Genomic DNA, 22,557 nt, shown 5'->3' on the forward strand with positions numbered 1-22,557 from the left:
GGGAGAGGGTGTCGAGCGTAGCGAAGGCGGGAGAGGGGAACGCACAGCACATCCGTTGCTCCCCTCTCCCTAGCCTTCTCCCCTGAAGGGGAGAGGGAACATGTTGAGCATATCCCTCCTCCTCCGCCATTGACTCGTCCCCCGCTTTTGCCTATCGGACGCCGCCTGACATGCGGTCGCCCATCGGCGGCCCTTTTTTGTCACGCCCGATTTTGACGTTTTGCTTGAGGAATGAACGATGAAGCGCACCTATCAGCCGAGCAATCTGGTTCGGAAGCGCCGTCACGGTTTCCGCGCTCGCATGGCGACCCCCGGCGGCCGCAATGTGATCCGCGCCCGCCGTTCGCGGGGCCGCAAGAGCCTGAGCGCCTGAACGACGCGCCGCCGGATCGCGCGCCAGCCATGATGAGGCGGCGCGCTGATTTCCTGGCGGCGAATCGTGGGCGGCGCGCACCGATGCCGGGCTTTGTCCTGCTGGTGCGCGAACGTGGCGATGGCGATCCGGCGATGCGTATCGGCATCACGGTTACGAAAAAGATTGGCGGCGCTGTCATCCGCAACCGGATGAAGCGCCGTTTTCGCGTCTTGGCGCGGGACTTGTTGCCCACCCACGGAGTCGCGGGCGCCGACCATGTGCTGATCGGCCGTTCCGAAGGTATCGAGCGCGACTTTGCGTTGCTCCGGTCGGAACTGGAAAAGGCCTTGGGCAAGGTGATGAGCCGCCCTGCTGGCACCCATCGGGGGCCTCCGCGAAAGAAACCTTCTCGCGAACAGGGCGCTCAGTAGCAATGATCGCTCGTCTGCTTATCCTGATTGCGCGCTTCTGGCAGCTTGGCCCTTCGCGCATATTGCCCCCCAGCTGCCGCTATGCGCCGTCCTGTTCGCAATATGCGATTGAGGCCATCCGCAAATATGGTGCGGTGAAGGGTAGCTGGCTCGCCACGAAGCGGCTAATGCGATGCCACCCTTGGGGCGGTTCGGGCTACGACCCGGTCCCCTGATACGAATTTTCACAAGACACGGCGGAGCCGACAAGCGTGGACGACAAGAAGAATATTGTTCTGGCGGTGCTACTGACCGCAGCGATCCTGTTCGGCTGGCCCTATATTGCCAAGCATTTCTTCCCTGCCGCGAACCCGCCCGCGACGAAGATCGAAGGGGGCAAGACCACGCCGGTGGCGCAGGGATCAAGCCCGGTAGCGAGCAGTCCGTCCGCGACTCGTGATCGCGCCCTGGTCTTGAAGGAAAGCCCGCGCGTCGCGATCCGTACGCCCAAGCTGACCGGCTCCATCAACCTGAAGGGCGCTCGCATCGACGATATCGTGCTGCCCACCTATGGCGAAACGATCGCGAAAAATTCGCCCGCGATCCGGCTCTACAGCCCTTCGGGCACGAGCGACGCCTTTTTCGCTGGCTTCGGCTGGCAAGGCGAAGGGTTGAAGGCGCCTGACGCGAACACCGTCTGGTCGGCCGACGCGAAGGAACTGACCCCGACCAACCCCGTGACCCTGCGGTGGGACAATGGTGCGGGCCAGGCCTTCGAAATCCGCCTGTCGGTGGATGATAATTACATGATCACCGCGCAGCAGAAGGTCGTGAACAGCGGCACTGGCGTGGTCGGGGTGAAGCCTTATGGTTACATCAACCGCACCGGCATCCCCAAGGACCCGGACACCTGGACCATCCATGTCGGCCCGATGGGCGTGTTCAACGGCGCTGCCAACTATGATGTGAACTACAAAGACCTGAACAAGGGTCCTTCCAGCCAGAGCTTCCAGTCCACAGGCGGCTGGCTGGGCTTCACCGACAAATATTGGCTGTCGGCACTGGTCCCCGACCAGAAGGCAGCATTTGAGGGTCAGTTCCGTAAGGGTGCCGGCACGCAATATCAGGCCGACTACAGCCTGGCTCCGACCATGCTGGCGCCGGGCAAGGCCGTCACCCAGACGGTGCGCCTGTTCGTGGGCGCGAAGGAAGTGAAGACGCTCGAAGCCTATCAGGATGCGGGCATTCCGCTGTTCGACCGGGCTATCGACTGGGGCTGGTTCTACTGGTTCGAGAAGCCGATCTTCGCGCTGCTGCACTGGCTGTTCGAACATATCGGCAATTTCGGCGTCGCGATCATCTGCCTGACCTTCGTGGTCCGCGCGCTGATGTTCCCCGTGGCCCAGCGTCAGTTCGCCAGCATGGCGGCGATGCGGGCGGTCCAGCCCAAGATGAAGGCGCTGCAGGAGAAATATAAGGACGACAAGCCCAAGCTGCAGCAGGAGATGATGGAGCTGTACAAGCGCGAGAAGGTCAATCCGCTCGCAGGCTGTCTGCCCATCTTCATCCAGATCCCGATCTTCTTCGCGCTGTACAAGGTGTTGCAGCTGACGATCGAAATGCGTCATCAGCCCTTCGTGCTGTGGATCAAGGATCTGTCCGCGCCCGATCCGCTGCATATCCTGAACCTGTTCGGCCTGCTGCCCTTCACCCCGCCGTCCTTCCTGGCGATCGGCGTGCTGGCGCTGCTGCTGGGCATTTCGATGTGGCTGCAGTTCAAGCTGAATCCGGCTCAGATGGACCCGATGCAGCAGCAGATCTTCTCAATCATGCCGTGGATGATGATGTTCATCATGGCGCCGTTTGCTGCGGGCCTGCTGGTCTACTGGATCACCAACAATTGCCTGTCGATGCTGCAGCAGTGGTGGCTCTACAAGCGCCACCCCGTGCTGAACGCGGCTCCGGCGAAATAAGGCGGATATCCAAGTGAACGAGCAGGAACAGGCAGAGTTGATCGAGGAAGCGCGCAAGGTGTTCGCCGGGCCGATCACCTTTCTCAAGTCAGCGCCGGATTTGAAGTTCCTGCCCGACATGTCGGTCAATGAAGTGGCGTTCGCGGGCCGATCGAACGTCGGCAAATCGTCCCTGCTGAACGCGCTGACGGGCCGCAACGGGCTTGCCCGCACGTCGAACACGCCGGGACGGACGCAGGAACTGAACTTTTTCGATGTCGGCGACCCGCTGCGCTTTCGTCTCGTCGACATGCCTGGCTATGGCTATGCGCGCGCGCCCAAGGACATGGTGCGCCAGTGGCGCTTCCTGGTGAACGACTATCTGCGCGGGCGGGCGAAGCTGAAGCGCGCACTCGTGCTGATCGATAGCCGTCATGGCATCAAGGATGTCGATAATGAGATTTTCGACATGCTGGACGCGGCGGCCGTCAGTTATCGCATCGTCCTGACCAAAGCGGACAAGGTAAAGGCCAGCCATCTCGCCGAAGTGATCCAGGCGACTGGCGATGCCGTCCGGAAACGGCCCGCTGCCCATCCCGAGATTATCCCGACCTCAAGCGAAAAGGGCATGGGCATAGCGGAACTTCGGGCGGCCGTTCTAGCGAGTGTCACCGAAGGGTGAGGTCTCTGTTAAAGCGGAGCAGCAGGCGCCCCCCCTTCCGCTGACGCATTAAGCTATCCCATTCGCCAAACAGCCAAGGCCGGGATCAGAACAGTTCATATTGCCCGTCTCCTTTAAGCGTCCAGGTGCCAAGAATATCGTGCCGGGTGCGGCCCACATGGCTGCAAACCAGGACAAACTGGTCGAGCGACCACAGGAAGCCGTCGATACTTTGCTGCGCCGGAGGGCCATCCCTGTAGAATAGCGTCTGGTGCGGGCTGAAGGTCCAGCCGGGGCGCAAGGCCACGCCTACCCCCCGCATCGCGTCGATGATCGACTTCTGTAATTGATTGAGCAGCGGCAGGGATCGCGAAGGGCGCAGGGCGGCGGAGCGATTGCTGAAACTTAGTCGGTCGAGCCTCATGTCAAAAGGTTCAGCTTCGACCGTAGTCCCTGCCCGCAGCAATGCCTTGATCACCGCATAGGGATATTCGATATAATCGGCCGTCACGGCCAGCGTGACATGCTGATGCTCCGGCCGGATGCGGCGCTCCCCGCCGCCCAGTGTCTCCGCGAAATGATCGGTCTGGCGCGCGATGATCGCCGACGGCTTCAGCGCGAAAAAGAGACGATATTTGGTGTCGGCGCGCATGTCATGGCGCATGGCTGATCCTTTCGAGTCGATATGTTCACTATATGTTCCTATTGCGTTGATAGCGAGTCCTGGGAGCCGATCCGCCATTCGGACGTTGGGCATGGTCTCAACCAAGGAGTGTCCGATGGCTCAGCTCACGCTGCCGCAGCTGGCGAAGAAGATGAAGGATATCGACTTCGCCATGCTTTCCACTCGCGCTGAAGGTGGCCAGATCGCCGCACGGCCGATGAGCAACAATCGCGACGTCGATTATGATGGCGACAGCTATTATTTCACCACCGACGACACCGTCATGGTCCACGATATCGAGCGCGACCCGAAGGTTGGCTTGGCGTTTCAGGGTTCGGCCGGGTTGTTGAAGCAGCGGCCACTATTCGTGGCGATAGAAGGACGCGCCGATCTTGTCCGTGACAAGGCGGCATTCAAGGCGCATTGGAACAGCGATCTTGACCGCTGGTTCGATGAAGGCATCGACACGCCGGGGCTCGTGATGATCAAGGTCGGCGCGGAACGGGCGCATTATTGGGATGGAGAGGATGAAGGGGAGGTCCAGCTCTGATCTTGACGGATGGACGGGCAAGCGAGATCGCTTCAGGACGGCGTCACGCTGGATATTGTCCCTATTTTATCTGATCGCGGGCGTCGCCCATCTGACCCGGCCCGGCGGCTTCATCGCCATCACGCCAAATTGGGTCCCCCACCCCGCTGACATCATCGCGCTGACCGGCGTGGCGGAAATTGCGGGCGCTGCGGGATTGCATATCCCTAGACTGCGTAGGGCCGCCGGGATCGGCCTTGCCCTTTACGCCCTTTGCGTGTGGCCAGCCAATCTGAACCATGCGCTCAACGATATTCCATTGAGCGGCGTGCATTTGAGCTGGTGGTATCACGGCCCGCGCCTGCTGTTGCAGCCGTTGATCATATGGTGGGCCTTGTGGTCCAGCACGGCAATCGAATGGCCGTTCGGGCGGACACGTGACGTCCCATATCAATGATTGTCTTTGAAATGGGCGGCCCTACTGTGGCGGCCGCCTTCCACGAACAAAGATAGAGAGAGTGATGACCCGGCACATCCCCTGGATCCTGACGGCCATAGTCGGGGCGATCGCCTTGTCAGTGGTTGCGATATCCCGGGGCGAGGCGGTCAATGCGCTCTGGATCGTCGTGGCGGCGGTCAGCAGCTTTCTGGTCGCCTATCGCTATTACGCGCTCTACATTGCGCGGCATGTGATGCGGCTTGATCCTGCACGGCCCACGCCCGCGCTGAGGCGAGCGGACGGGCTTGATTATGTCGCGACCGACCGGGTGGTCCTGTTCGGCCATCATTTCGCGGCGATCGCGGGTGCTGGGCCTCTGGTGGGGCCAGTCCTTGCCGCGCAGATGGGGTATCTGCCCGGCACTATCTGGATCATCGTGGGCGTGGTGCTGGCGGGCGCGGTGCAGGATTTCATGGTCCTGTGCATTTCCATGCGCCGCGATGGCAAATCGCTGGGCGAGCTTATCCGCATGGAAATGGGGCAGGCCGCAGGGACGGTCGCACTGTTCGGCGCCTTCATGATCATGGTGATCATCCTGGCCGTGCTGGCGCTGATCGTGGTGAAGGCGCTAGCGGAAAGCCCTTGGGGCATGTTCACCGTTGCCGCCACGGTGCCGCTCGCCCTGCTGATGGGCGCCTATACGCGCTGGATACGGCCGGGGCGGATTGGCGAGGTGTCGCTGATCGGCCTCATCGGCCTGCTGGCGGCGATCATATATGGGCAATCCATCGCGCAATCGCCGCTATGGGGGCCGGTCTTCACCTTCACGCCGATGCAATTGTGCTGGATCCTGATCGGCTATGGGGCGGTGGCGTCGGTGTTGCCGGTGTGGTTGCTACTGGCGCCGCGCGACTATCTGTCGACCTTTCTCAAGATCGGCGCCATCGCCGCGCTTGCCATCGGCATCGTCATCATGGCGCCGCCGCTCAAAATGCATGCCGTCACACAATTCGTAAACGGCAATGGCCCGGTCTGGTCGGGCGGACTCTTCCCCTTCCTGTTCATCACCATCGCCTGTGGCGCGGTATCAGGATTTCACGCCCTGATCGCCAGCGGCACGACACCCAAGCTGATCGCGAGCGAGAGCGACGCGTCGCTGATCGGCTATGGCGCGATGTTGATGGAGGCATTCGTCGCGATCATGGCGCTGGTAGGTGCGTCGATCCTCGATCCGGGTATTTACTTCACGATGAACAGCCCGGCGGCGGTCATTGGCACAGACGCCAACAGCGCGGCGGCAGCGGTCACGGCGATGGGTTTCCCTATTACCCCTGACCTTATCGCGCAGACCGCCCGAGATGTGGGCGAACATACCATAATCTCTCGCGCGGGCGGCGCGCCAACGCTGGCCGTAGCGATGGCGGAAATCTTTTCCCATGTGGTCGGCGGGCCTGCGATGAAAGCCTTCTGGTATCATTTCGCCATCTTGTTCGAGGCGCTGTTCATCCTGACGGCGGTTGATGCAGGCACGCGCGCGGGCCGTTTCATGTTGCAGGACCTGATCGGGCTGGCCGTGCCCCGCTTCAAGGATACAGCGGGTATCGTGCCGGGGCTGGTGGCCACCGCGCTGACGGTTTCGGCCTGGGGCTTCTTCCTTTATCAGGGCGTCACGGACCCGCTGGGCGGCGTGAATACGCTATGGCCGGTGTTCGGCATTTCCAACCAGATGCTGGCGGCGATCGCGCTGATGCTGGCGACGGCGGTATTGTTCCGGATGAAGCGGAACCGCTATGCCTGGGTGACGATGATCCCGACGGCCTGGCTGCTGGTCTGCACATTGTCGGCCGGACTGCTGAAGCTGTTTTCGGCCGATGCGAAGGTCGGCTTCCTGGCGCATGCGGCGAAATTCTCGGCAGCGGCGAACGAGGTCAAGTTGCTTAGCCCTGCCAAGTCGATGGCCGAAATGCAGCAGATCGTCTTCAACGACCGGGTGGACGCCGGACTGGTCGCCATCTTCCTGATGGTGGTGCTTTCGCTGCTGTTCTTCACCGTCCGCACCTGCCTTGCCGCACGGCGGGCCGATGCGCCGACGGCGCGCGAAATCCCCGCTTCTCTGGTGCCAGCGGAATGATCGGCTTGTTCGACAGGATGCGCCGGATGGCGATGATGATGGTCGGCGTCCCCGATTATGAGGGCTATGCCCAGCATATGCACATGCATCATCCCGGCGAACCGATCATGACGCCTACCGAGTTTTTCCGCGATCGGCAGGAGGCGCGCTATGGCGGGAAGAATGGCGGCAAATGCTGTTGAGGGCGGCGGTCAACTGCGCGCGTTGAAGCCTGCGATCATGCCCGCTGCGATGGACAGGGCGATCTCAGCCGCGCCCACCGCGCCGATGTCGAGCCCCGCCGGGCCATCGATTCGCTTAAGTTGCTCCGCAGAAAAGCCCATTGCCGATAGGCGCTCCAACCGCGCGGCATGGCTCTTTCGCGATCCCAGCGCCGCGACATAGCCGGTCGGCGCGCGCAGGGCAGTGGCGAGAGCGGGATCGTCGATCTTGATATCATGGCTGAGCGTCACGACCGCCGTCGCTTCACCGGGGCGGCGCGCCGCGATCGCCTCGTCGGGCCAGCGATCGTCCAACTCGACGCCGGGGAAACGCTCCTCCGTCAAGAAGCGGCCGCGCGGATCGATCACCACGGGTCTGACGCCCATGGCCTGGGCAAGCGCGCATAAGGATTGGGCGATCTGCACCGCGCCCACGATCAGCAACTGGCGCGGCGGATCGTAGCGGTTCTGGAATTGACCCTCGATCACTGCTTCACGGGTGATGCCTGTACCAAGGTCGGTGGAAAGGACGAGGGACCGCCCCTCATCGCGAGCCTCAGCAATCCGGTCGAACAATGCGGGCGCGAAGCTCCCCTCCTCCACCGGTTGGACCAGCACGCTGATCTCGCCTCCGCAGGGAAGGCCCACGGACCAGGCGTCATCATCGGCAACGCCATAGCGTTCGAGATGCGCCGGGCGGCCCGCAATGACCTCCTCCGCCCGTTGCAGGACGTCGGCCTCAACACAACCGCCTGAAATGCTGCCTTCGAAACGGCCGTCGCGATGGACGATCATATGACTGCCACGCGGCCGGGGGGCCGATCCCCATGTCGATACGACCGTCGCCAGCGCCATGGGCGCGCCACGCCACTCGATCGCCTTGCGTATCACCGCGTCATTGTCGTTCAATCCCGGCCTCCTTGCCCATCGCACATAAGAGACCGCCAACGTCTCGCCAAGCTAGACGAGCCGCCGCCCGGTCCATACGACCCGGCCAACGATCGCCACCAGCGATGGGTCGATGTCCACCCAGTCGGGATAATGAACATTGTCGCTGCGCACACTGAACAGCCCTCTGCGTGGCCCCATCGCGATACGCTTCACCATCAGCACGCCGTCCAGTCGCAGCACATATACCCCATCGCGAAGCCGCATCGCGTCATCATCATGGTCGACCATGATCTCGTCACCATCATTGAGCGTCGGCGCCATCGATTCGCCATCCACCCGGATGATGGATACTCTTTGAGGCTTCACGCCCAGATGGCGCAACCAGTTCGCGTCGAAAGCCATGACACCCGCCGCCCGCTCATCCTCGTCAAGCGAACCGGGTCCGGCCGACGCGCCAAGCGACAGGCGCGGCACAGGCACCACTGCGGGCAGAGGCCGCGATTTCCTTTCCACCGGGGCTTGGCGCCCCGGCCCACCCAGCAGGTCTTCGGCAACGCCAAAATAGCGTGCAAGCACCCGCCGGTCCTCCTCATCCAGTTTGCGGGGCGTGCCGCGCTTAATGAACTGCTGAACATAGGCCGGGTTACGCTTCAGCAGGCGGGACAGGTCGGCATAATTCTCCCCCTCTCGGCAATCAGCCGTTCCAGCACAACGCGCGGATCTTCTCCATTACCGATCATGATTCATCCATAATGATAGGAATTTTCCTAGACAAGTAGGAAATAGGGGGAGAAATAGGAAAACACTTAGGGATTCGCAGGGGGCGAATCGCATCGAAGAGAGGAGATTGAACCGCATGCTGATTCGCGCCGTAGAGAAGTTCCTGCGGGACAACGGCATTCCGGCGACACGCTTTGGCCGTGAAAGCGTTCGCGATCCCCGTCTGGTGTTCGACCTGCGTCAAGGTCGCGAACCGGGGGAACGGATCAAGAGACGTATAGAACATTTCATGAACACATATCGCAGGAGCGCGGGTCAATGACAAGTCTGGATCATCTCCGCCAAGGCCGGAAACTGGTCGAAAATGAAGGAAGGCGCCTGAGTGGACAGGACCCCCTGCCCCGACTGCTCGCCCAATTGATCGAGCGTGCGGGCGAACCCGTCAGCATCGAACGCGCTATCAGCCGTCCCTGGGCCAGCGCATTGTTCCAGGGGAGGCGGCACGTCATCACGCTGCGGATTAAGGGGCCGGACGCTAAAGATCGGCGAGCCCGGTTCGCCGAAGGGCTGGAGGAAGCCGAATGGACGCTACCCAGGCATTTTGTCGCCGACATCATAATTGATGGCGGCAGGTCGGCTTTGGAAGAGGAGTGGATCGAACTGTCGGCGCTCACCATCGAAGATTGGTGAGCGGCAGTCCTCAGCGCGCCCGATCCGCCATGGCCCGCAATGTGCCAAGCGCCGCGCGCAGCGCCTGATCGACATCATCCTCGACCCGATCCCGCACCGGGACCCGCTGTTCGGTCGGCATGTCAGCGATGACACCGTCGGCGGCGGCAGTCCTGGCGCCACGCACACGATCGGTTAGGCCTTTCTCGAACCGCGCGGTGAGTTCAGCCAGCGAAGGCAGGCTGGGAACTGGCGGGATGTCGTTGGACAGATCGGCGGGGGCGGAATCGGTGGCAATGACGCTCACCGCTTCAAATTCGGCATCGACCGCTGAATGAATGTCCGGGGCCTCTGCTGGCGTCGGCTCACCGGGCAGGATTATGGCCTCCGCTTCCGGTTGAGCCGATTCGAACTGTTCACCCCGCGCAGGGCCAATCCGGGGGAAAATCTCCAGGCCGCCAAAGTCGCGGCTCGCGAAGATGGGCGCACGCGCCGGGGCGTCCGGATGCGCGTCGGCGCGGCGCATCAGCGGGCGCGATATTCTGGAGGCTCCAGAGGTCCGGCCGCGAGACAGCCAGTTCAGCTTCGGCAATGCAAAACCCATATCACTCACTCCTGTAACGCTGCGAGAGCGTCGATCCTTTTTCATCGGCATGGGCGCCGCGTTGAAACTTACGAAGCCCATCGCCATCAGCGCGCCGAAGCCTGCAACAAGCAGGCGCGCTTTCAACCCCAACGGCGGCGCGGCGGCGGGCAAGGCTTCGCTTAGTCCGCTCGACGCGACGATTGTCTCGACCAGTCCCACGGGCATCGCCAACAGGATCAGCGCGACCGCCAGCCCTGCCAGCACGGCCGGGGTCATCGCCCTATGAAGTCGAACCGCCGCCATGTTTCCGTTCAGGCGGCGGCGCGAACGCGCGCGATCCGCTGCGCCAGTAACCGCTCATAGACAGGCCCATAACGCAGAATATTTGACGACCAGTTACGCTCGCGTTCGACAAAGGCGCGAGCCGTCGCCCGCCGATCGTCCCAAAACCCACGATCAGCGAACATCTTTGCCAAAGCGGTCGCAATGGCCGCGGGATCGCCGGGCGCGAACAGCGTGCCGGTCACCCCATGTTCGATCAACTCGCGATGACCGCCGACATTGGAGGCAGCTACCAGCCGTCCCTGCGCCATTGCCTCCAGCGGCTTGAGCGGGGTCACAAGGTCGGTGAGCCGCATAGCCTTGCGCGGATAAGCGAGGACATCGACTTGCGCATAATAATCCTCGACCTCATCATGAGGGACGCGCCCTACGAAAACGATATGGTCGGCGAAGGGCGAGGCCGTCGCCTGGTCGCGCAGTGCCTGTTCGCGCGGACCGCCGCCTACCAGCAGCAGCTTGACCTTGGGCCGCGCGCGCACCAGCCGGGGCATCGCGGCGATGAGGTCATCCAGACCTTCATAATCGTAGAAGCTGCCGATGAAGCCGACCACATCGGCGCCCTCAAGCCCCAGCCTTGCGGTAAGCGCCGGATCGCGCGGCACCGGTGTTCCGAATTGCTCCATATCCACGCCGTTGGGCGAAACGATGATCTTGGCCGGATCGATCCCGCGCGCAACCAGATCGTCACGCAGCCCTTCACAGATGACCGCGACGGCATCAGCCGCGCGCACCGCATGCGTTTCCAGTTGCCGCGTCAGCCAATAGCGTGGGCTGCCCTCGGTGCCGGTGCCGTTTCCGACCGCTGCATCCTCCCAGAAGGCGCGGATTTCGTAGATCATCGGAATGTCATGCCGCTTGGCCGCGCGTTGCGCCGCCATGGCGTTCAACACGGGCGAATGGGCGTGGATAACATCCGGCCGCCACCGAGCGATCAGCGAATCGATGGCATCCGCATGCGCCGCGATGTCTCGCCATTCGCGCAACAACGGATTGCCGGTTGCCGGTGTGCCCGGCGTGCGATGAAAATGAAGGCCGTCCACGACCTCTTCTGCTGGGCCTTTGGCGCCGTGACGCAATCCGGTGATTCCCCGCACATCCCAGCCCTGCGCCATTTGCGCTCGCAGGATCGCACGCGTGCGGAAGGTGTAGCCGCTATGCATCGGCAGGCTGTGATCGAGCACATGGAGTATCCGAGTCATGACGCTTCTTGTGCCGTAAAAGGTTTAACGGCCCGTCAACTCTGCCGCGCTAGGGAAAGGCGGTGGCCATGGAAGAACCCTTCGCGCGATGATTGACGCCCTTTCCCTGCTGATCAGCCATGGCGTCATCATGCTGGCGGCCTGGCGGCTGCTGCCGCGCGCCGATCTGGATGACGAATCACAGGTGGAGCAATCGCGCGATGCGTGATCTCTTCTTCCTCGCCTTCCTTGGCGCCTTCTTCCTGCTGGGGCTTCGGCGTCCTTTCCTGCTGGTCGCCGTCTACGCCTATATCGACATCGTCTCGCCGCAGCGACTGTCCTATTTCCTGCTGAACCGCATCCCGATCTCCGCGATCGCCTTTGCTCTGGCGGTGGGCGCGTGGCTGCTGGTGGACAAGAAAACGGACTGCCGCTTCTCCATGCGCCAGCTGTTGTTGCTGATCCTGCTGGCCTGGTGCGGCTATACGACTGCGACGGCCGACTTCCCGCTCAACGCGCATACCAAGTGGGAATGGGTGTGGAAGGCGATGATCTTCGCGATCTTCCTGCCGCTCACCCTGCGCACCCGGCTGCGGCTGGAGGCGCTGGCGCTGTTCATGGTTCTGTGCGCGAGTACGATCATCATCAATGGCGGGATGAAGACGGCGCTGTCGGGCGGGGGCTATGGCGTCCTCAACCTAATGGTCGATAACAATAGCGGCCTGTACGAAGGCAGCATCATCAGCTGCGTCGCCATCTCGCTGATCCCGCTCATCCTTTGGCTGGCGAAACACGGCACCATCTTTCCGCCGGACTGGCGGGTGCGAACCTTCGCCTATGCGCTGGGCTTCGCCTGCCTGTTGATGCCGATCGGCACCGAAGCCCGCACGGGCCTCGTCTGCATTGTCATCCTTGCTGGCATGATGCTGATGCGGTCGAAGCGGCGGTTCGTCTATGGCCCATTGCTGGCTGTGGCCGCGCTTGCCGCCATCCCCTTCTTGCCCGCCAGCTTCACCCAGCGCATGTCCACCATCGAGAATCATCAGGGCGACGAAAGCGCTTCCACCCGCCTCGCCGTTTGGAAATGGACGCTGGACTATGTGAAAGAGCATCCCGGCGGCGGCGGCTTCGACAATTACCTTCAGAACAGCTTCACCTATTTCATGCAGGAACGGGTGACCGACAGCGGCGGGTCGCGCATGGAGCGGCGGCTCGTTACTGACAAGGGCCGCGCCTACCACAGCGCCTATTTCGAGATGCTGGGCGAGCAGGGCTATTTCGGCTTCGCGCTGTGGCTGCTGATCCACTTCATCTGCTTCATCCGCACCGAATCGATCCGCCGACGTTATCGGGGCCGCGATGGTCCGGGCGAGGCATGGGTCGCGCCTTTCGCGCTGGCGCTTCAGCAAGGCCATGTGATCTACATGATCGGGTCGCTGTTCGTCGGCATCGCTTACCAACCCTTCATCTTCATGATGCTATCGCTGCAAATCGGCCTCGACACCTATCTGACGCGCAAGCAGCGGGGGGGTGCGCGAGCCCCGGCCATTCCGTTGCGGCCCTTAAAGCCGATCACAGGGGGAGTATGATGAGCGGAGAACTCCGCATTCTGGGCATCGCCCATGGCTTGTTGCTCGGACTGGTGCTGGCGTCGCCCATGATCGGCAGGGAATTCCTGCCATGGGGCGTGGAAGCGCTGTTCATTATCGCGGCTTTCCAACTGCGCCTTGCGGACCGGCGATGGGAAACCCGCGCGGGCCTGCGCGGCTGGGTCAGCCATATTCGCATGGCGCCCGAACGCCTCGTTCCCTGGGCTGCCACGGCAGTGGTGGCGGTCATCGCCGGGCCAGAGCAGGCGGCACTTGCCGGATCGATCTTGGCGGCGGTGCTGATGGCGGAGCTACTGCTTTATCCTGCCGGAGCCTATCTGCTTGGTCGCCTGCCCCGCGCCGGGATCGCGCTCCTCATCCTTCTGCTGCTCATCGGCTGCGGCCTTGCGGGACAGGGTCAGCCCGCCCGGCTCGCCATGGCTTTCGCGCTGGGGGTGAGCGGCTGCATATTCTGGATGCGCGGGCCGGACGGTGAAGCACGGTCCACCATGATCGCCGCAGCCACAGCCTTGGGCTTCTTCGCGATCGCGCTGCTGCTGCCCAATATGGCGATGATCGCCATGCCCGCCGCGATATTGGCGGCGACCCTGACCCTCGCGCATCTATCGGTCATCCGCCGCCATCCTGAGCATTGGCGCTTGCGCAGCAGCGGAGCGCTTCGTTGGCGCTTGACCGGCTCACAGCCCGGCCGATCCTGACCCCACGCGTCGAGGCCGGGGAACGCAAGCGCGGTAAGACGGGTTAATGGCTCTTGAGAAGGAGCCAAATGCCGCAACGCCTCGTCCACGCCAATGACAGCATGCCGGGAATAGCGCGTCGCGCTTTGAAACGGGGATGGGCCTATTTCCTTGCCGATGGCACGCGAATCACCGATCGGGACGAAATCGACAGGCTGAACGCCATCGGCATGCCGCCCGCTTACCGTGATTGCTGGTTCTGCCCGCTGCCACATGGCCATATCCAGGCGACCGGCTATGACGACCGGGGCCGCAAGCAATATCGCTATCATCCGGAGTTCCGCGCCGCGCGAGAGGCGGAGAAATACGGCGGCTGCGCCTTGTTCGGCCGCGCGCTGCCCCGCCTGCGCGCGCGCATAGAGGCTGACCTGTCAATCCGCGGCCTGCGCAAGGAAAGGACCCTGGCCGCAGTCGTGCGCCTGCTCGACCTTGCCAAGGTGCGCGTGGGCAACGAACAATATGCCACAGCGAACAAGAGCTTCGGCGCCACGACGCTGCGCCGCCGCCATGTCGACCTTAGCGGGCAGAAGCTGCGGTTGCGCTATCGTGCCAAGTCGGGGCGCGAACATGACCTGACGATCAGCGACCGGCGGCTGCTCCGCTTCGTGCGCGCCATGCAGGACCTGCCGGGACAGCATCTTTTCCAATATCTGGACGAGGAAGGGATCGCCCGGCCGATCACTTCCGGGGACGTGAACGCCTATATCGCGGAAGCCATGCGACATGACTTCACGGCCAAGCATTTCCGCACATGGGGCGCTTCGGCTGTCGCGTTCGAAACATTAGCCTCCGGCCCCGTATCGCTCGCGCAGATGGTCGCGCCAGTGGCCGAAGCGCTGGGCAACACGCCCGCCATCAGCCGTAAAAGCTATATCCACCCAGCGCTGATCGAATTGTGCAAGTCGGGACAGGATGAATGGCGGGCAGGGCTTCGCTTGCCGCGCAGTACGCGCTATCTCACCCGCTACGAACGCGGACTGATCGCCTTTCTGGAAGAATGCGGGGCAAGCTCCTCTCTTCCTCTGGCGGCCTGACCGCTTAGATTTTTCAGGGATCCCCATGGCTGCAAAGAATGACCCGGCCTTCACGGTTCGCGCTCCCAACCTTTCGGAAATGTGGCACGCCACGACGAACTGGTTTGCCATTCACTCTTTGCAGATAGTGATCGCCGTCGGGATCGGCGTCGCCATCTATCTCGCCCTCGCCGCGTTGCGGCAATTCGGGAAGCGGTTCAGGGGCAAGCCGGGCAGCACGCTTGGCGTTTCCAACGTCGTTGGCCGTGCCATCGCCCGGACCACCCACTTCTTCATGGCCTTGGTCGCCGCGCGGCTGGTGGTCAGCTACGCCAATCCGCCACTGATGGTGATGAAGACGGTGGCCTTCCTCTTCACCATCGCCGCCGTTTTCCAGGCGGCCATCTGGGCGCGCGAGATCATCCTGGGCCTCGTTGAACGCAAGACCGTCGGCGAAGACGCTCATGGCGAAACCCTGGCCAACGCCATGGGGTTGATCCGCGTCCTCGTGACCTTCGGCCTGTTCGCCATCGCCCTGGTAGTCGTACTCGACAATCTGGGCGTCAACGTAACGGGTCTGGTCGCGGGCCTTGGCATCGGCGGCATCGCCATCGGCCTCGCGGCGCAGGGCATCTTCTCGGACCTGTTCGCTGCCCTGTCGATCATCTTCGACAAGCCGTTCCGCCGGGGCGAGGTGATCACCTATGATCAGACGACCGCACGAGTCGAACGCATCGGCCTCAAGAGCACACGCCTGCGCGCCATGACGGGCGAGAAGAAGGTCATTTCCAACGCCAACCTCCTGCAAAAGGAGATCACCAGCCTTCAAACGCTGGAGCAGCGTCGGGTGACCTTTGCCATCGGGATCATCTACCAGACACCGGATGAAAAGGCCGACGCCATCCCGGCCCTGCTTGAAAAGATCGTGACGGACGAAGGCATGCACTTCGTCAATGCGGGGTTGGTGCGCTTTGGCGCGAGCTCGCTGGATTACGAACTCAACTTCGATGTGCCCTACCCCGACACGCATGATTATTTTCAATCGCGCCATCGCATCGGCATTGCGATCTGGAAGCGATTCAAGGCGGAAGGCATTGAATTTGCCTATCCCACCCAGACGAGTTTTACCGCAGCGCCGGACGGGCGGACGATCATGCCCTATCCCGATCCCATCCACATCGACCATGGGGGGGCTGCGCGGCTCACCTGATCGGGTTTTCGATTCGCTTCACCTTCCCCTTGCTTGCCTCGGCCCTGTGAGCCGGTCAGGCAGCAGCATCGCTGATTGGGGATTGAAGATGATTTCACGCGCCAAACTCGCCGCCGCTGCACTGGTGGGATCTCTCGCCATCGCTCCTGCGGCGCATGCCGAAGGACTTGGGGCCGAAGTCAATTACGGCCGGGCGAATGGTCATTGGGGCACCGAAATCGGCGCTGGCTACGCGCTGGACGTGGCGGGTTTCAGCCTGACCCCCGGTGCGGGCGTCTACCTGCGCGATGGCGAGGCAAAGCTGTATGGCCGGGTCGAGGCGACCTACAGCCTGCCAACCTTTGCGACGATCGGCGCGGGCATTCGGTTCAGCGGTGACAACAGCCGACCCTATGCCACCGTCGCGATGCCGATCGTCCCGAAGCTGCGCGTGAAAGGCAATGTCGGTCCCAAATATTATGCCCTGGGCCTGACGCTCGGTTACTGACCCGTGCCCCAAAGCGTGCCCGGCTGCAGCCTGCCGTCCCGCAAGGCGAGGGCGCCATCCCTGTCCTTGGCCAGCAGCAGGGCGCCATCAAGGTCTATCCAATCCGCGCCCTGCGCGACCAACGCCGCAGGGGCAATCCCGAGCGACGTGCCGAGCATGCAACCCACCATGATGCGGAAGCCCCGTTCCCTTGCGGCACGGGCAAGAGCCAGCGCCTCGGTCAACCCGCCCGCCTTGTCCAGCTTGATATTGACCGCGTCAAAGTCCCCCAGTCGATCTAGGTCCGCACGCGTGTGGCAGCTTTCGTCCGCGCAGAGCGGGAGCGGCGCCTTAACGCCCGCCAGCCTGTCCTCACGCCCGTGAAAAACCGGCTGCTCCACCATTTCCACGCCGAGTTCAGCGAGAGCGCCCGCTTCGGCCGCAATGTCGAGATCATGCCAGCTTTCATTAGCATCGACGATCAGCCGCGCACTGGGCGCCCCAACGCGAACCGCTGCGATCCGCTCCCTGTCCCCTTCACCCGTCAGCTTGCATTTCAACAGGGCAAAGCCCCTGCCCGCCGCAGCACGGGCGTCGGCTTCCATCTGGTCGGAGTCATTCAGGCTGATGGTGAAGGCAGTGGGCAGCGGCGCAGGAGGTTGAACGCCTACCAGTTGCCAAACGGGAATGCCGGCCTGCCTGGCCTCCAGGTCCCACAAAGCGCAGTCAAGCGCGTTGCGCGCCGCGCCTCGCGGCATCGCTTCCAGCAGTGCCTCGCGATCCAGCGGCCCCCGATAAGCGTTGAGGGCGGCGGCACAGCCTTCGGCTGTTTCACCTTCGTAATAGATGGGCGTGCCTTCGCCCCTGCCCACATGTACGCCATCGCTCACGGTACAGACCACGACGTCCACAGAGGTTTTGGCGCCCCGGCTGATGATGAAGGCGCCTGCTACCGGCCAGCGTTCGATGGTGGCGGAAATTATACGGGTCATCGACGTTTCCTGAGCGGCAAGTTAGGGACCGGACACAGGCTCTATGCGAGAATCGCGGGCCGCCGCATAGTCCCGCCAGATCTTATATAAGGATGGGTGCATCGTGACTTCCCGCGAATTGACTGGCTTTCTTTCCCTGGCCGAACAGGAGGACGGTGCGACACAACGCCGGATGTCCGATCTGGCATGGCGCATCGGTTTTGGGGCGATCAGTTGGCCGTGGCTGCTCGCCAGCCTTTCGGGTGGGCGCAAAGCCGACAAACGCGCTCTGATGGATGAGTTGAACCTGCCCCCTGATGCGCTTCCGCATCTTGGCAGCTGGAAGGCGGATGTCGGTTTCCTGCGCCATATCGTGCGGGAGATTGCGCGCTTGCGGCCTGCGCAGGTCGTGGAACTGGGCGCGGGCGCTTCCACATTGGTTGCGGCCAAGGCCTTGGCGATGCATGGCGGAGGCCGCCTGACCAGCTTTGACCAGCATGGCGGCTTTGTCGATGCTACCCGCAACTGGCTCTGCGATCATGGTCTGCAAGCCGACCTGCGCCATGCGCCGCTGGCATCGGAGAGCGGCGATTGGCCGGGGCGCTGGTATGCGCTGGACGATCTGCCTGAGCGCATCGACCTCCTGATCATCGACGGGCCGCCATGGTCGGTCCATCCACTGGTACGGGGCGCAGCGGACAGCCTGTTTGCACGGCTGTCGCCCAACGCCGTTGTCTTGCTGGATGACGCGGCGCGGCCGGGAGAGCGGATCGTGGCGCGGCGCTGGCGTCAACGCTGGCCGCACATCGACTTTCGCCTGATGCATGACGGCACCAAGGGCACGCTGGTCGGGCGCAGGCGTGACATGTCGATCCCGGTCGCCAACGATAATGAAAGCGGGCGCGGCTGGCAGCATTTGCGCCGGACAGCCGCGATCGCAGCCCTGCTGGCGACGGGCTGGATCGCGAGAGGCGCGTTGGGCGAGTTTCCGCAGGCGGCGCAGGCCAGTCCCTTCCTCGACGAAGCAGCGGCGTCGCACCGCGCCGGGCTGTTACGGCAAAATATGGCGTCTCAGGTGGAAAGCGCGACCCTCAACAGCGATGAAATACGCCGTTCGACCGGGATCATTTTGCCCGCTCTCCCGCGCAGCTGGCGCGTCACCGACGTACAGCTTTTCCCAACGCCGGACAGTCCGGCAATCGCCATTTCCGTCGTGACCCCGGCAGGCGAGCAACTCTCCTTTTTCGCGGACAAGGCCGAAACGCCTGCTGAAGGACATCCCCTTATCGCCCGGCGCGCAAGCGATATCATCGCTTATTGGGAAGCCGGCGACATGGCCTACGCCCTGACCGGACGTACGGCCGCGCCCCGCATCATGACGCTGGCAGCGGAAATCACGCCATCCAGCTGATATCGTGCCGCTGATCCTCGTTGAGGCTTGCGCTGGGGACTGCTAAGCGCGCCACCATGCAAGATGCGGAAAAGCCCATGCCGCGCGGCGGCGCGCGTTCGTCCCTTGGCAGCCTCGCCATGTTGTGGCGCTTCGCCACGCGCTATCCCGGACGGATCGCCGCCGCGCTCGCCGCACTCATCGTCTCGTCCGCCGCGACACTCGCCATCCCCAGCGGCTTTCGACTCGTCATCGATCGGGGGTTCATGGGCGGCGGGGATATCAGCCGGTGGTTTCAGTATCTGCTGCTGATTGTGCTGATCCTTTCCCTGGCAACGGCGGCACGTTTCTACTTCGTATCCTGGCTTGGGGAACGGGTGGTGGCCGATATCCGATCGGCGACGCAGGCCAATCTGCTGCGCTTGGAACCCCGCTTTTTCGAAGAGAACCGGCCATCTGAAATCGCGTCGCGGATGACGGCGGACACCGCCATCATCGACCAGATCGTCGGCTCGACTGTGTCGGTCGCCTTGCGCAATCTGGTCACCGGGGTTGGTGGCCTCATCTACCTCTTCGCGCTCGCGCCCAAGCTCGCGGGCCTTCTGGTGCTTGGCATCCCCATCATTCTGGTCGTGATGATCAGCCTCGGCCGCCGCGTACGGCTACTCTCCCGCGCCAGTCAGGACAGGCTGGCCGCCGTCGGCAGCGTAACGTCCGAAGTGCTGGGCGCCATGAAGATCGTTCAGGCATTCGGACAGGAAGCGCGGGAATCCGCGCGCTTCGACACCACGGTGGAAGCAGGATTTGCGACGGCCCGGCGCCGCATCCTCCTCCGCGCGGCAATGACAGCGGTTGTCATCGCTCTGGTCTTTGGATCGATCACTGCGGTGATGTGGCAAGGCGCCCTGGATGTCGCGGCGGGCAGGCTTTCGGGCGGCAGTATCGCGGCGTTTGTTCTCACCGGCGGCCTGGTTGCGGGCGCATTTGGCGCGCTGTCGGAAACCTGGGGCGACCTGCTCCGGGGTGCTGGCGCGGCGAGCCGCTTGCATGAGCTTATGACGGCAAAGCCCGAAATCGTCGCTCCTGCTTTGCCCAAACCGATTCCCCAACTTCCACAAGGCGCGAACCTCCAGTTCGATGGTGTGCATTTCAGCTATCCCACGCGACCGGGCGATGCCGCGCTGCACGGCATTTCGATCGATATTGGGGCAGGTGAAACAGTGGCAGTCGTCGGGCCGTCAGGTGCAGGCAAATCCACGCTGATACAACTCGCGCTACGCTTCTATGATCCTGAGACCGGGGTTATCCGGCTGAATGGCGTCGATCTGAAGGATGCCGACCCGGCAACGGTTCGGAATATGATGGCGATGGTTCCGCAAGACAGCGTTATCTTTGCTGCATCGGCGCGGGACAATCTGCGCTTTGGCCGCTGGGACGCGTCGGACGAGGAGATTTGGGGAGCAGCGCGTGCGGCCAATGCAGAGACGTTTCTGCGCGCCCTTCCCGAGGGGCTGGATACATTTTTGGGCGAAGGTGGAGCCCGACTGTCTGGAGGACAAAGGCAGCGCCTTTCGATCGCGCGCGCCCTGCTCCGCGATGCGCCGATCCTGCTGTTGGACGAAGCGACCTCTGCTCTGGACGCGGAATCGGAGCGACTGGTCCAGGACGCACTGGCGCGCCTGATGCAGGGGCGAACGACAATCGTCATCGCTCACCGGCTGGCAACGGTTCGCGCCGCTGACCGGATCATCGTACTCGATAATGGTCGCGTGGTGGAACAGGGCAATCATGCCGCACTGATGATCGAAAAGGGGCTGTACGCGAGGTTGGCGACCCTTCAGTTTCAGGATGCGCCAGCGGCCTGAGGCAGATCGGCCTTCAAAGCTATTTTATCCGCTGATCCTGACGATATGATCAAGGATGGCGGGATGCAGGGGCCGTTCGAACCGGCAACCTGCTTCATGGCCCCGTGTCCAAAGAACTTGAGCGCGTCGTCCTTCGAATCCGGGCAGCATGACCCAGAGGGAATCACCTGCGGCCAGCTTCATGAAGCTCTGCAGGAGGAAGCCATTAACTGACAAGTCGGCGACGCTGCTTTTGAACCAGTTCTCGCTTGGCCGCCTCACTTTGACGGGCACCTGAACATAGCGCCGGTCAGTCTGGCGACCGCGCTTTTGGTTCAGGTCCATGTGCAATTCAGCGCCCATGATCAGATGCATTCCTTTGGGTGGAACTTCTCACATTAGGGTTAAGGAACCGTTGAGGCAGGGACCAAAAAAGGGCCGCCGAAGCGACCCTTTAGATAACCAAAAGCTGATTGCGTCACCCCAGCCCGCGCCCGGAAACGGGAAGTCGAACATTCCCGGCCAGACGGCGGCGGCGTAGCCAGCTCTTAGAAGTTTCCATACTGTTCATTGCCCACGAAGCCCAGCTTCGTGACGCCAGCGCGCTTGATCTCGGCCAGAACCTGATCAACGACGACATAACGGGTCGCAGCATCGGGCTGGAACTGCAATTCGGGTTCGACCGGCAACCGCAGCGACTGCTGCAGATACTGACGCAGGGTCAGAAGGTCGATGGCCGAACCGTTCCAGGTGATGATTCCGCCAGCATCAATCGCAACCTTGTTCTTGACAGGGTCGATGACGCTGTCAGTCGGTGGCGCGTTCTGCGGTAGGTCGATCTTGACCGCGTGGGTCTGGATCGGGATCGTGATGATGAACATGATGAGGAGAACGAGCATGACGTCGATCAACGGCGTCGTGTTCATGTCCATCATCGGCTCGCCATCATCTTTTCCGGCGCTCATTGCCATGGGGCGATACTCCTAAAAACTTAGAGCCGCTGCACCGTCGAACCCGGTTCGGGTTCGGAGATGAAGCCGACCTTCGGGAAACCGGCGCGCTGCATCGTGTAGATGGTGCCACCGATGCACCGATAGGGGGTATTGATGTCCCCACGAATGTGTACTTCGGGCAGATCCTCAGGCGTCATGTTTTCAACGCCACCCGCCTTCTTGATGTCCGCTTCAAGCTTCGCGACCGCGCGGTCGAGCAGTTCGTTTGAAGACACCCTGGTCAGGTTCCAATAGACCGCACAGCTGCCGTCTTTGGCCTGCGTGATCGATAGCGACACATTTTCCGGCTTCGTGGTCGTGGGCTCGAAAGCGACCTTGGGGAGCTGCAGCTGAACCGTCTGGACGACGACCGGAATCGCGATGAGGAAGATGATGAGCAACACCAGCATGACGTCGACGAGCGGCGTCGTGTTGATGTCGGACATCGGCTTGTCTTCACCGCCGTCGGAGCCAACACTCATTGCCATTGATAATTTCCTAACATGCGTGTCGATGGCGCCCCGTCAATTGGGGCCCATGGCCGGTGGGGAAGCAGCGGTCGCAGCCGTCCACTAACCCCCACACCGGCTCCTTGAC

General features: G+C 62.5%; 26 protein-coding genes and 1 pseudogene. 18 read left to right on the plus strand and 9 right to left on the minus strand.

Features of this window, described 5'->3' with window-relative positions; all coding sequences use genetic code 11:
- Positions 1 to 238: 238 nt before the first annotated feature.
- Genes rpmH through yihA form a run of 5 tightly spaced genes read left to right on the plus strand, consistent with a single transcriptional unit; the run spans position 239 to position 3,399 of the window.
- Positions 239 to 373, plus strand: a complete 135-nt coding sequence (rpmH, locus tag ACWNC0_RS19960) for a 50S ribosomal protein L34 (RefSeq protein WP_013848777.1) — start codon at positions 239 to 241, stop codon at positions 371 to 373.
- A gap of 32 nt (positions 374 to 405) precedes the next feature.
- Entirely contained in the window at positions 406 to 786 is a 381-nt protein-coding gene (gene rnpA, locus ACWNC0_RS19965) for a ribonuclease P protein component (RefSeq protein ID WP_449474678.1), read from the plus strand.
- Positions 787 to 788: 2 nt separating this feature from the next.
- Entirely contained in the window at positions 789 to 1,001 is a 213-nt protein-coding gene (yidD, locus tag ACWNC0_RS19970; protein ID WP_066526720.1) for a membrane protein insertion efficiency factor YidD, read from the plus strand.
- Between the two features lie 36 nt (positions 1,002 to 1,037).
- The gene (gene yidC / locus ACWNC0_RS19975) at positions 1,038 to 2,738 is read left to right on the plus strand and encodes a membrane protein insertase YidC (protein WP_449474161.1); all 1,701 of its coding nucleotides are present in this window, start codon (positions 1,038 to 1,040) and stop codon (positions 2,736 to 2,738) included.
- Between the two features lie 13 nt (positions 2,739 to 2,751).
- Positions 2,752 to 3,399, plus strand: coding sequence for a ribosome biogenesis GTP-binding protein YihA/YsxC (gene yihA, locus ACWNC0_RS19980; RefSeq protein ID WP_449474163.1), 648 nt, complete (start codon positions 2,752 to 2,754; stop codon positions 3,397 to 3,399).
- A gap of 85 nt (positions 3,400 to 3,484) precedes the next feature.
- Here yihA and ACWNC0_RS19985 read toward each other — a convergent pair whose 3' ends face one another.
- Positions 3,485 to 4,042: a 2'-5' RNA ligase family protein gene (locus ACWNC0_RS19985; protein ID WP_449474164.1), complete on the minus strand. Its 558-nt coding sequence runs from the start codon at positions 4,040 to 4,042 to the stop codon at positions 3,485 to 3,487.
- A 115-nt stretch (positions 4,043 to 4,157) separates the two neighbouring features.
- On the opposite strand from ACWNC0_RS19985, the gene ACWNC0_RS19990 reads away from it, so the two are divergent.
- From ACWNC0_RS19990 to ACWNC0_RS20005, 4 genes are all read left to right on the plus strand, one after another.
- Positions 4,158 to 4,592 carry a pyridoxamine 5'-phosphate oxidase family protein gene (locus ACWNC0_RS19990; RefSeq protein ID WP_449474165.1) on the plus strand — a complete coding sequence of 145 codons (435 nt, stop codon included), beginning with the start codon at positions 4,158 to 4,160 and terminating at the stop codon, positions 4,590 to 4,592.
- Positions 4,570 to 5,028, plus strand: a complete 459-nt coding sequence (locus ACWNC0_RS19995) for a DoxX family protein (RefSeq protein ID WP_449474167.1) — start codon at positions 4,570 to 4,572, stop codon at positions 5,026 to 5,028. The genes ACWNC0_RS19990 and ACWNC0_RS19995 overlap by 23 nt, the downstream gene beginning before the upstream one ends.
- A gap of 64 nt (positions 5,029 to 5,092) precedes the next feature.
- A complete protein-coding gene (locus ACWNC0_RS20000; protein WP_449474168.1) occupies positions 5,093 to 7,141 on the plus strand; it encodes a carbon starvation CstA family protein in 2,049 nt (682 codons plus the stop codon).
- The gene (locus ACWNC0_RS20005; RefSeq protein ID WP_449474169.1) at positions 7,138 to 7,323 is read left to right on the plus strand and encodes a YbdD/YjiX family protein; all 186 of its coding nucleotides are present in this window, start codon (positions 7,138 to 7,140) and stop codon (positions 7,321 to 7,323) included. Before ACWNC0_RS20000 ends, ACWNC0_RS20005 begins: the two co-directional genes overlap by 4 nt.
- Positions 7,324 to 7,332: 9 nt before the next feature.
- Here ACWNC0_RS20005 and ACWNC0_RS20010 read toward each other — a convergent pair whose 3' ends face one another.
- A complete protein-coding gene (locus ACWNC0_RS20010; RefSeq protein ID WP_449474171.1) occupies positions 7,333 to 8,250 on the minus strand; it encodes an XdhC family protein in 918 nt (305 codons plus the stop codon).
- Positions 8,251 to 8,301: 51 nt separating this feature from the next.
- Positions 8,302 to 8,972, minus strand: a pseudogene (locus tag ACWNC0_RS20015) (S24 family peptidase).
- Between the two features lie 116 nt (positions 8,973 to 9,088).
- On the opposite strand from ACWNC0_RS20015, the gene ACWNC0_RS20020 reads away from it, so the two are divergent.
- Complete coding sequence (locus tag ACWNC0_RS20020; RefSeq protein ID WP_097092364.1) at positions 9,089 to 9,274, plus strand: hypothetical protein; 186 nt, start codon at positions 9,089 to 9,091, stop codon at positions 9,272 to 9,274.
- Positions 9,271 to 9,642, plus strand: a complete 372-nt coding sequence (locus ACWNC0_RS20025; protein WP_449474173.1) for a hypothetical protein — start codon at positions 9,271 to 9,273, stop codon at positions 9,640 to 9,642. Before ACWNC0_RS20020 ends, ACWNC0_RS20025 begins: the two co-directional genes overlap by 4 nt.
- Before the next feature lie 10 nt (positions 9,643 to 9,652).
- On the opposite strand, the gene ACWNC0_RS20030 is transcribed toward ACWNC0_RS20025, so the two are convergent.
- The gene (locus tag ACWNC0_RS20030; protein ID WP_449474175.1) at positions 9,653 to 10,483 is read right to left on the minus strand and encodes a hypothetical protein; all 831 of its coding nucleotides are present in this window, start codon (positions 10,481 to 10,483) and stop codon (positions 9,653 to 9,655) included.
- Positions 10,484 to 10,518: 35 nt separating this feature from the next.
- The gene (locus ACWNC0_RS20035; protein WP_449474177.1) at positions 10,519 to 11,748 is read right to left on the minus strand and encodes a TIGR04063 family PEP-CTERM/XrtA system glycosyltransferase; all 1,230 of its coding nucleotides are present in this window, start codon (positions 11,746 to 11,748) and stop codon (positions 10,519 to 10,521) included.
- A gap of 200 nt (positions 11,749 to 11,948) precedes the next feature.
- On the opposite strand from ACWNC0_RS20035, the gene ACWNC0_RS20040 reads away from it, so the two are divergent.
- The 5 genes from ACWNC0_RS20040 to ACWNC0_RS20060 all read left to right on the plus strand — a co-directional run bounded on the left by ACWNC0_RS20040 (position 11,949) and on the right by ACWNC0_RS20060 (position 16,784).
- Positions 11,949 to 13,316 (plus strand): putative O-glycosylation ligase, exosortase A system-associated, encoded by a 1,368-nt coding sequence (locus tag ACWNC0_RS20040; RefSeq protein ID WP_449474179.1) that lies wholly within the window; start codon positions 11,949 to 11,951, stop codon positions 13,314 to 13,316.
- Positions 13,316 to 14,035 (plus strand): hypothetical protein, encoded by a 720-nt coding sequence (locus tag ACWNC0_RS20045; protein WP_449474180.1) that lies wholly within the window; start codon positions 13,316 to 13,318, stop codon positions 14,033 to 14,035. The genes ACWNC0_RS20040 and ACWNC0_RS20045 overlap by 1 nt, the downstream gene beginning before the upstream one ends.
- A gap of 68 nt (positions 14,036 to 14,103) precedes the next feature.
- Complete coding sequence (locus ACWNC0_RS20050) at positions 14,104 to 15,108, plus strand: DNA topoisomerase IB (protein ID WP_449474182.1); 1,005 nt, start codon at positions 14,104 to 14,106, stop codon at positions 15,106 to 15,108.
- 25 nt (positions 15,109 to 15,133) lie between these two features.
- Complete coding sequence (locus tag ACWNC0_RS20055) at positions 15,134 to 16,297, plus strand: mechanosensitive ion channel family protein (protein WP_449474184.1); 1,164 nt, start codon at positions 15,134 to 15,136, stop codon at positions 16,295 to 16,297.
- Between the two features lie 88 nt (positions 16,298 to 16,385).
- Positions 16,386 to 16,784: a hypothetical protein gene (locus tag ACWNC0_RS20060; protein WP_449474186.1), complete on the plus strand. Its 399-nt coding sequence runs from the start codon at positions 16,386 to 16,388 to the stop codon at positions 16,782 to 16,784.
- Here ACWNC0_RS20060 and dgcA read toward each other — a convergent pair.
- Entirely contained in the window at positions 16,778 to 17,755 is a 978-nt protein-coding gene (gene dgcA / locus ACWNC0_RS20065) for an N-acetyl-D-Glu racemase DgcA (RefSeq protein WP_449474187.1), read from the minus strand. The two genes, ACWNC0_RS20060 and dgcA, sit on opposite strands and share 7 nt — an antisense overlap.
- Before the next feature lie 103 nt (positions 17,756 to 17,858).
- Here dgcA and ACWNC0_RS20070 point away from each other — a divergent pair, with 103 nt between their 5' ends.
- Positions 17,859 to 19,145: a class I SAM-dependent methyltransferase gene (locus ACWNC0_RS20070; protein ID WP_449474188.1), complete on the plus strand. Its 1,287-nt coding sequence runs from the start codon at positions 17,859 to 17,861 to the stop codon at positions 19,143 to 19,145.
- Positions 19,146 to 19,201: 56 nt separating this feature from the next.
- Positions 19,202 to 20,989, plus strand: a complete 1,788-nt coding sequence (locus ACWNC0_RS20075; RefSeq protein ID WP_449474189.1) for an ABC transporter transmembrane domain-containing protein — start codon at positions 19,202 to 19,204, stop codon at positions 20,987 to 20,989.
- A gap of 24 nt (positions 20,990 to 21,013) precedes the next feature.
- On the opposite strand, the gene ACWNC0_RS20080 is transcribed toward ACWNC0_RS20075, so the two are convergent.
- The 3 genes from ACWNC0_RS20080 to ACWNC0_RS20090 form a co-directional block, all read right to left on the minus strand.
- On the minus strand, positions 21,014 to 21,331 hold the full coding sequence (locus tag ACWNC0_RS20080) for a PilZ domain-containing protein (RefSeq protein ID WP_449474191.1): 318 nt from the start codon (positions 21,329 to 21,331) through the stop codon (positions 21,014 to 21,016).
- 185 nt (positions 21,332 to 21,516) lie between these two features.
- A complete protein-coding gene (locus ACWNC0_RS20085) occupies positions 21,517 to 21,939 on the minus strand; it encodes an ExbD/TolR family protein (protein WP_196224597.1) in 423 nt (140 codons plus the stop codon).
- Between the two features lie 20 nt (positions 21,940 to 21,959).
- On the minus strand, positions 21,960 to 22,448 hold the full coding sequence (locus ACWNC0_RS20090) for an ExbD/TolR family protein (protein ID WP_449474193.1): 489 nt from the start codon (positions 22,446 to 22,448) through the stop codon (positions 21,960 to 21,962).
- Positions 22,449 to 22,557 lie beyond the last annotated feature (109 nt).

This window comes from Sphingobium chungangianum (assembly GCF_977014255.1).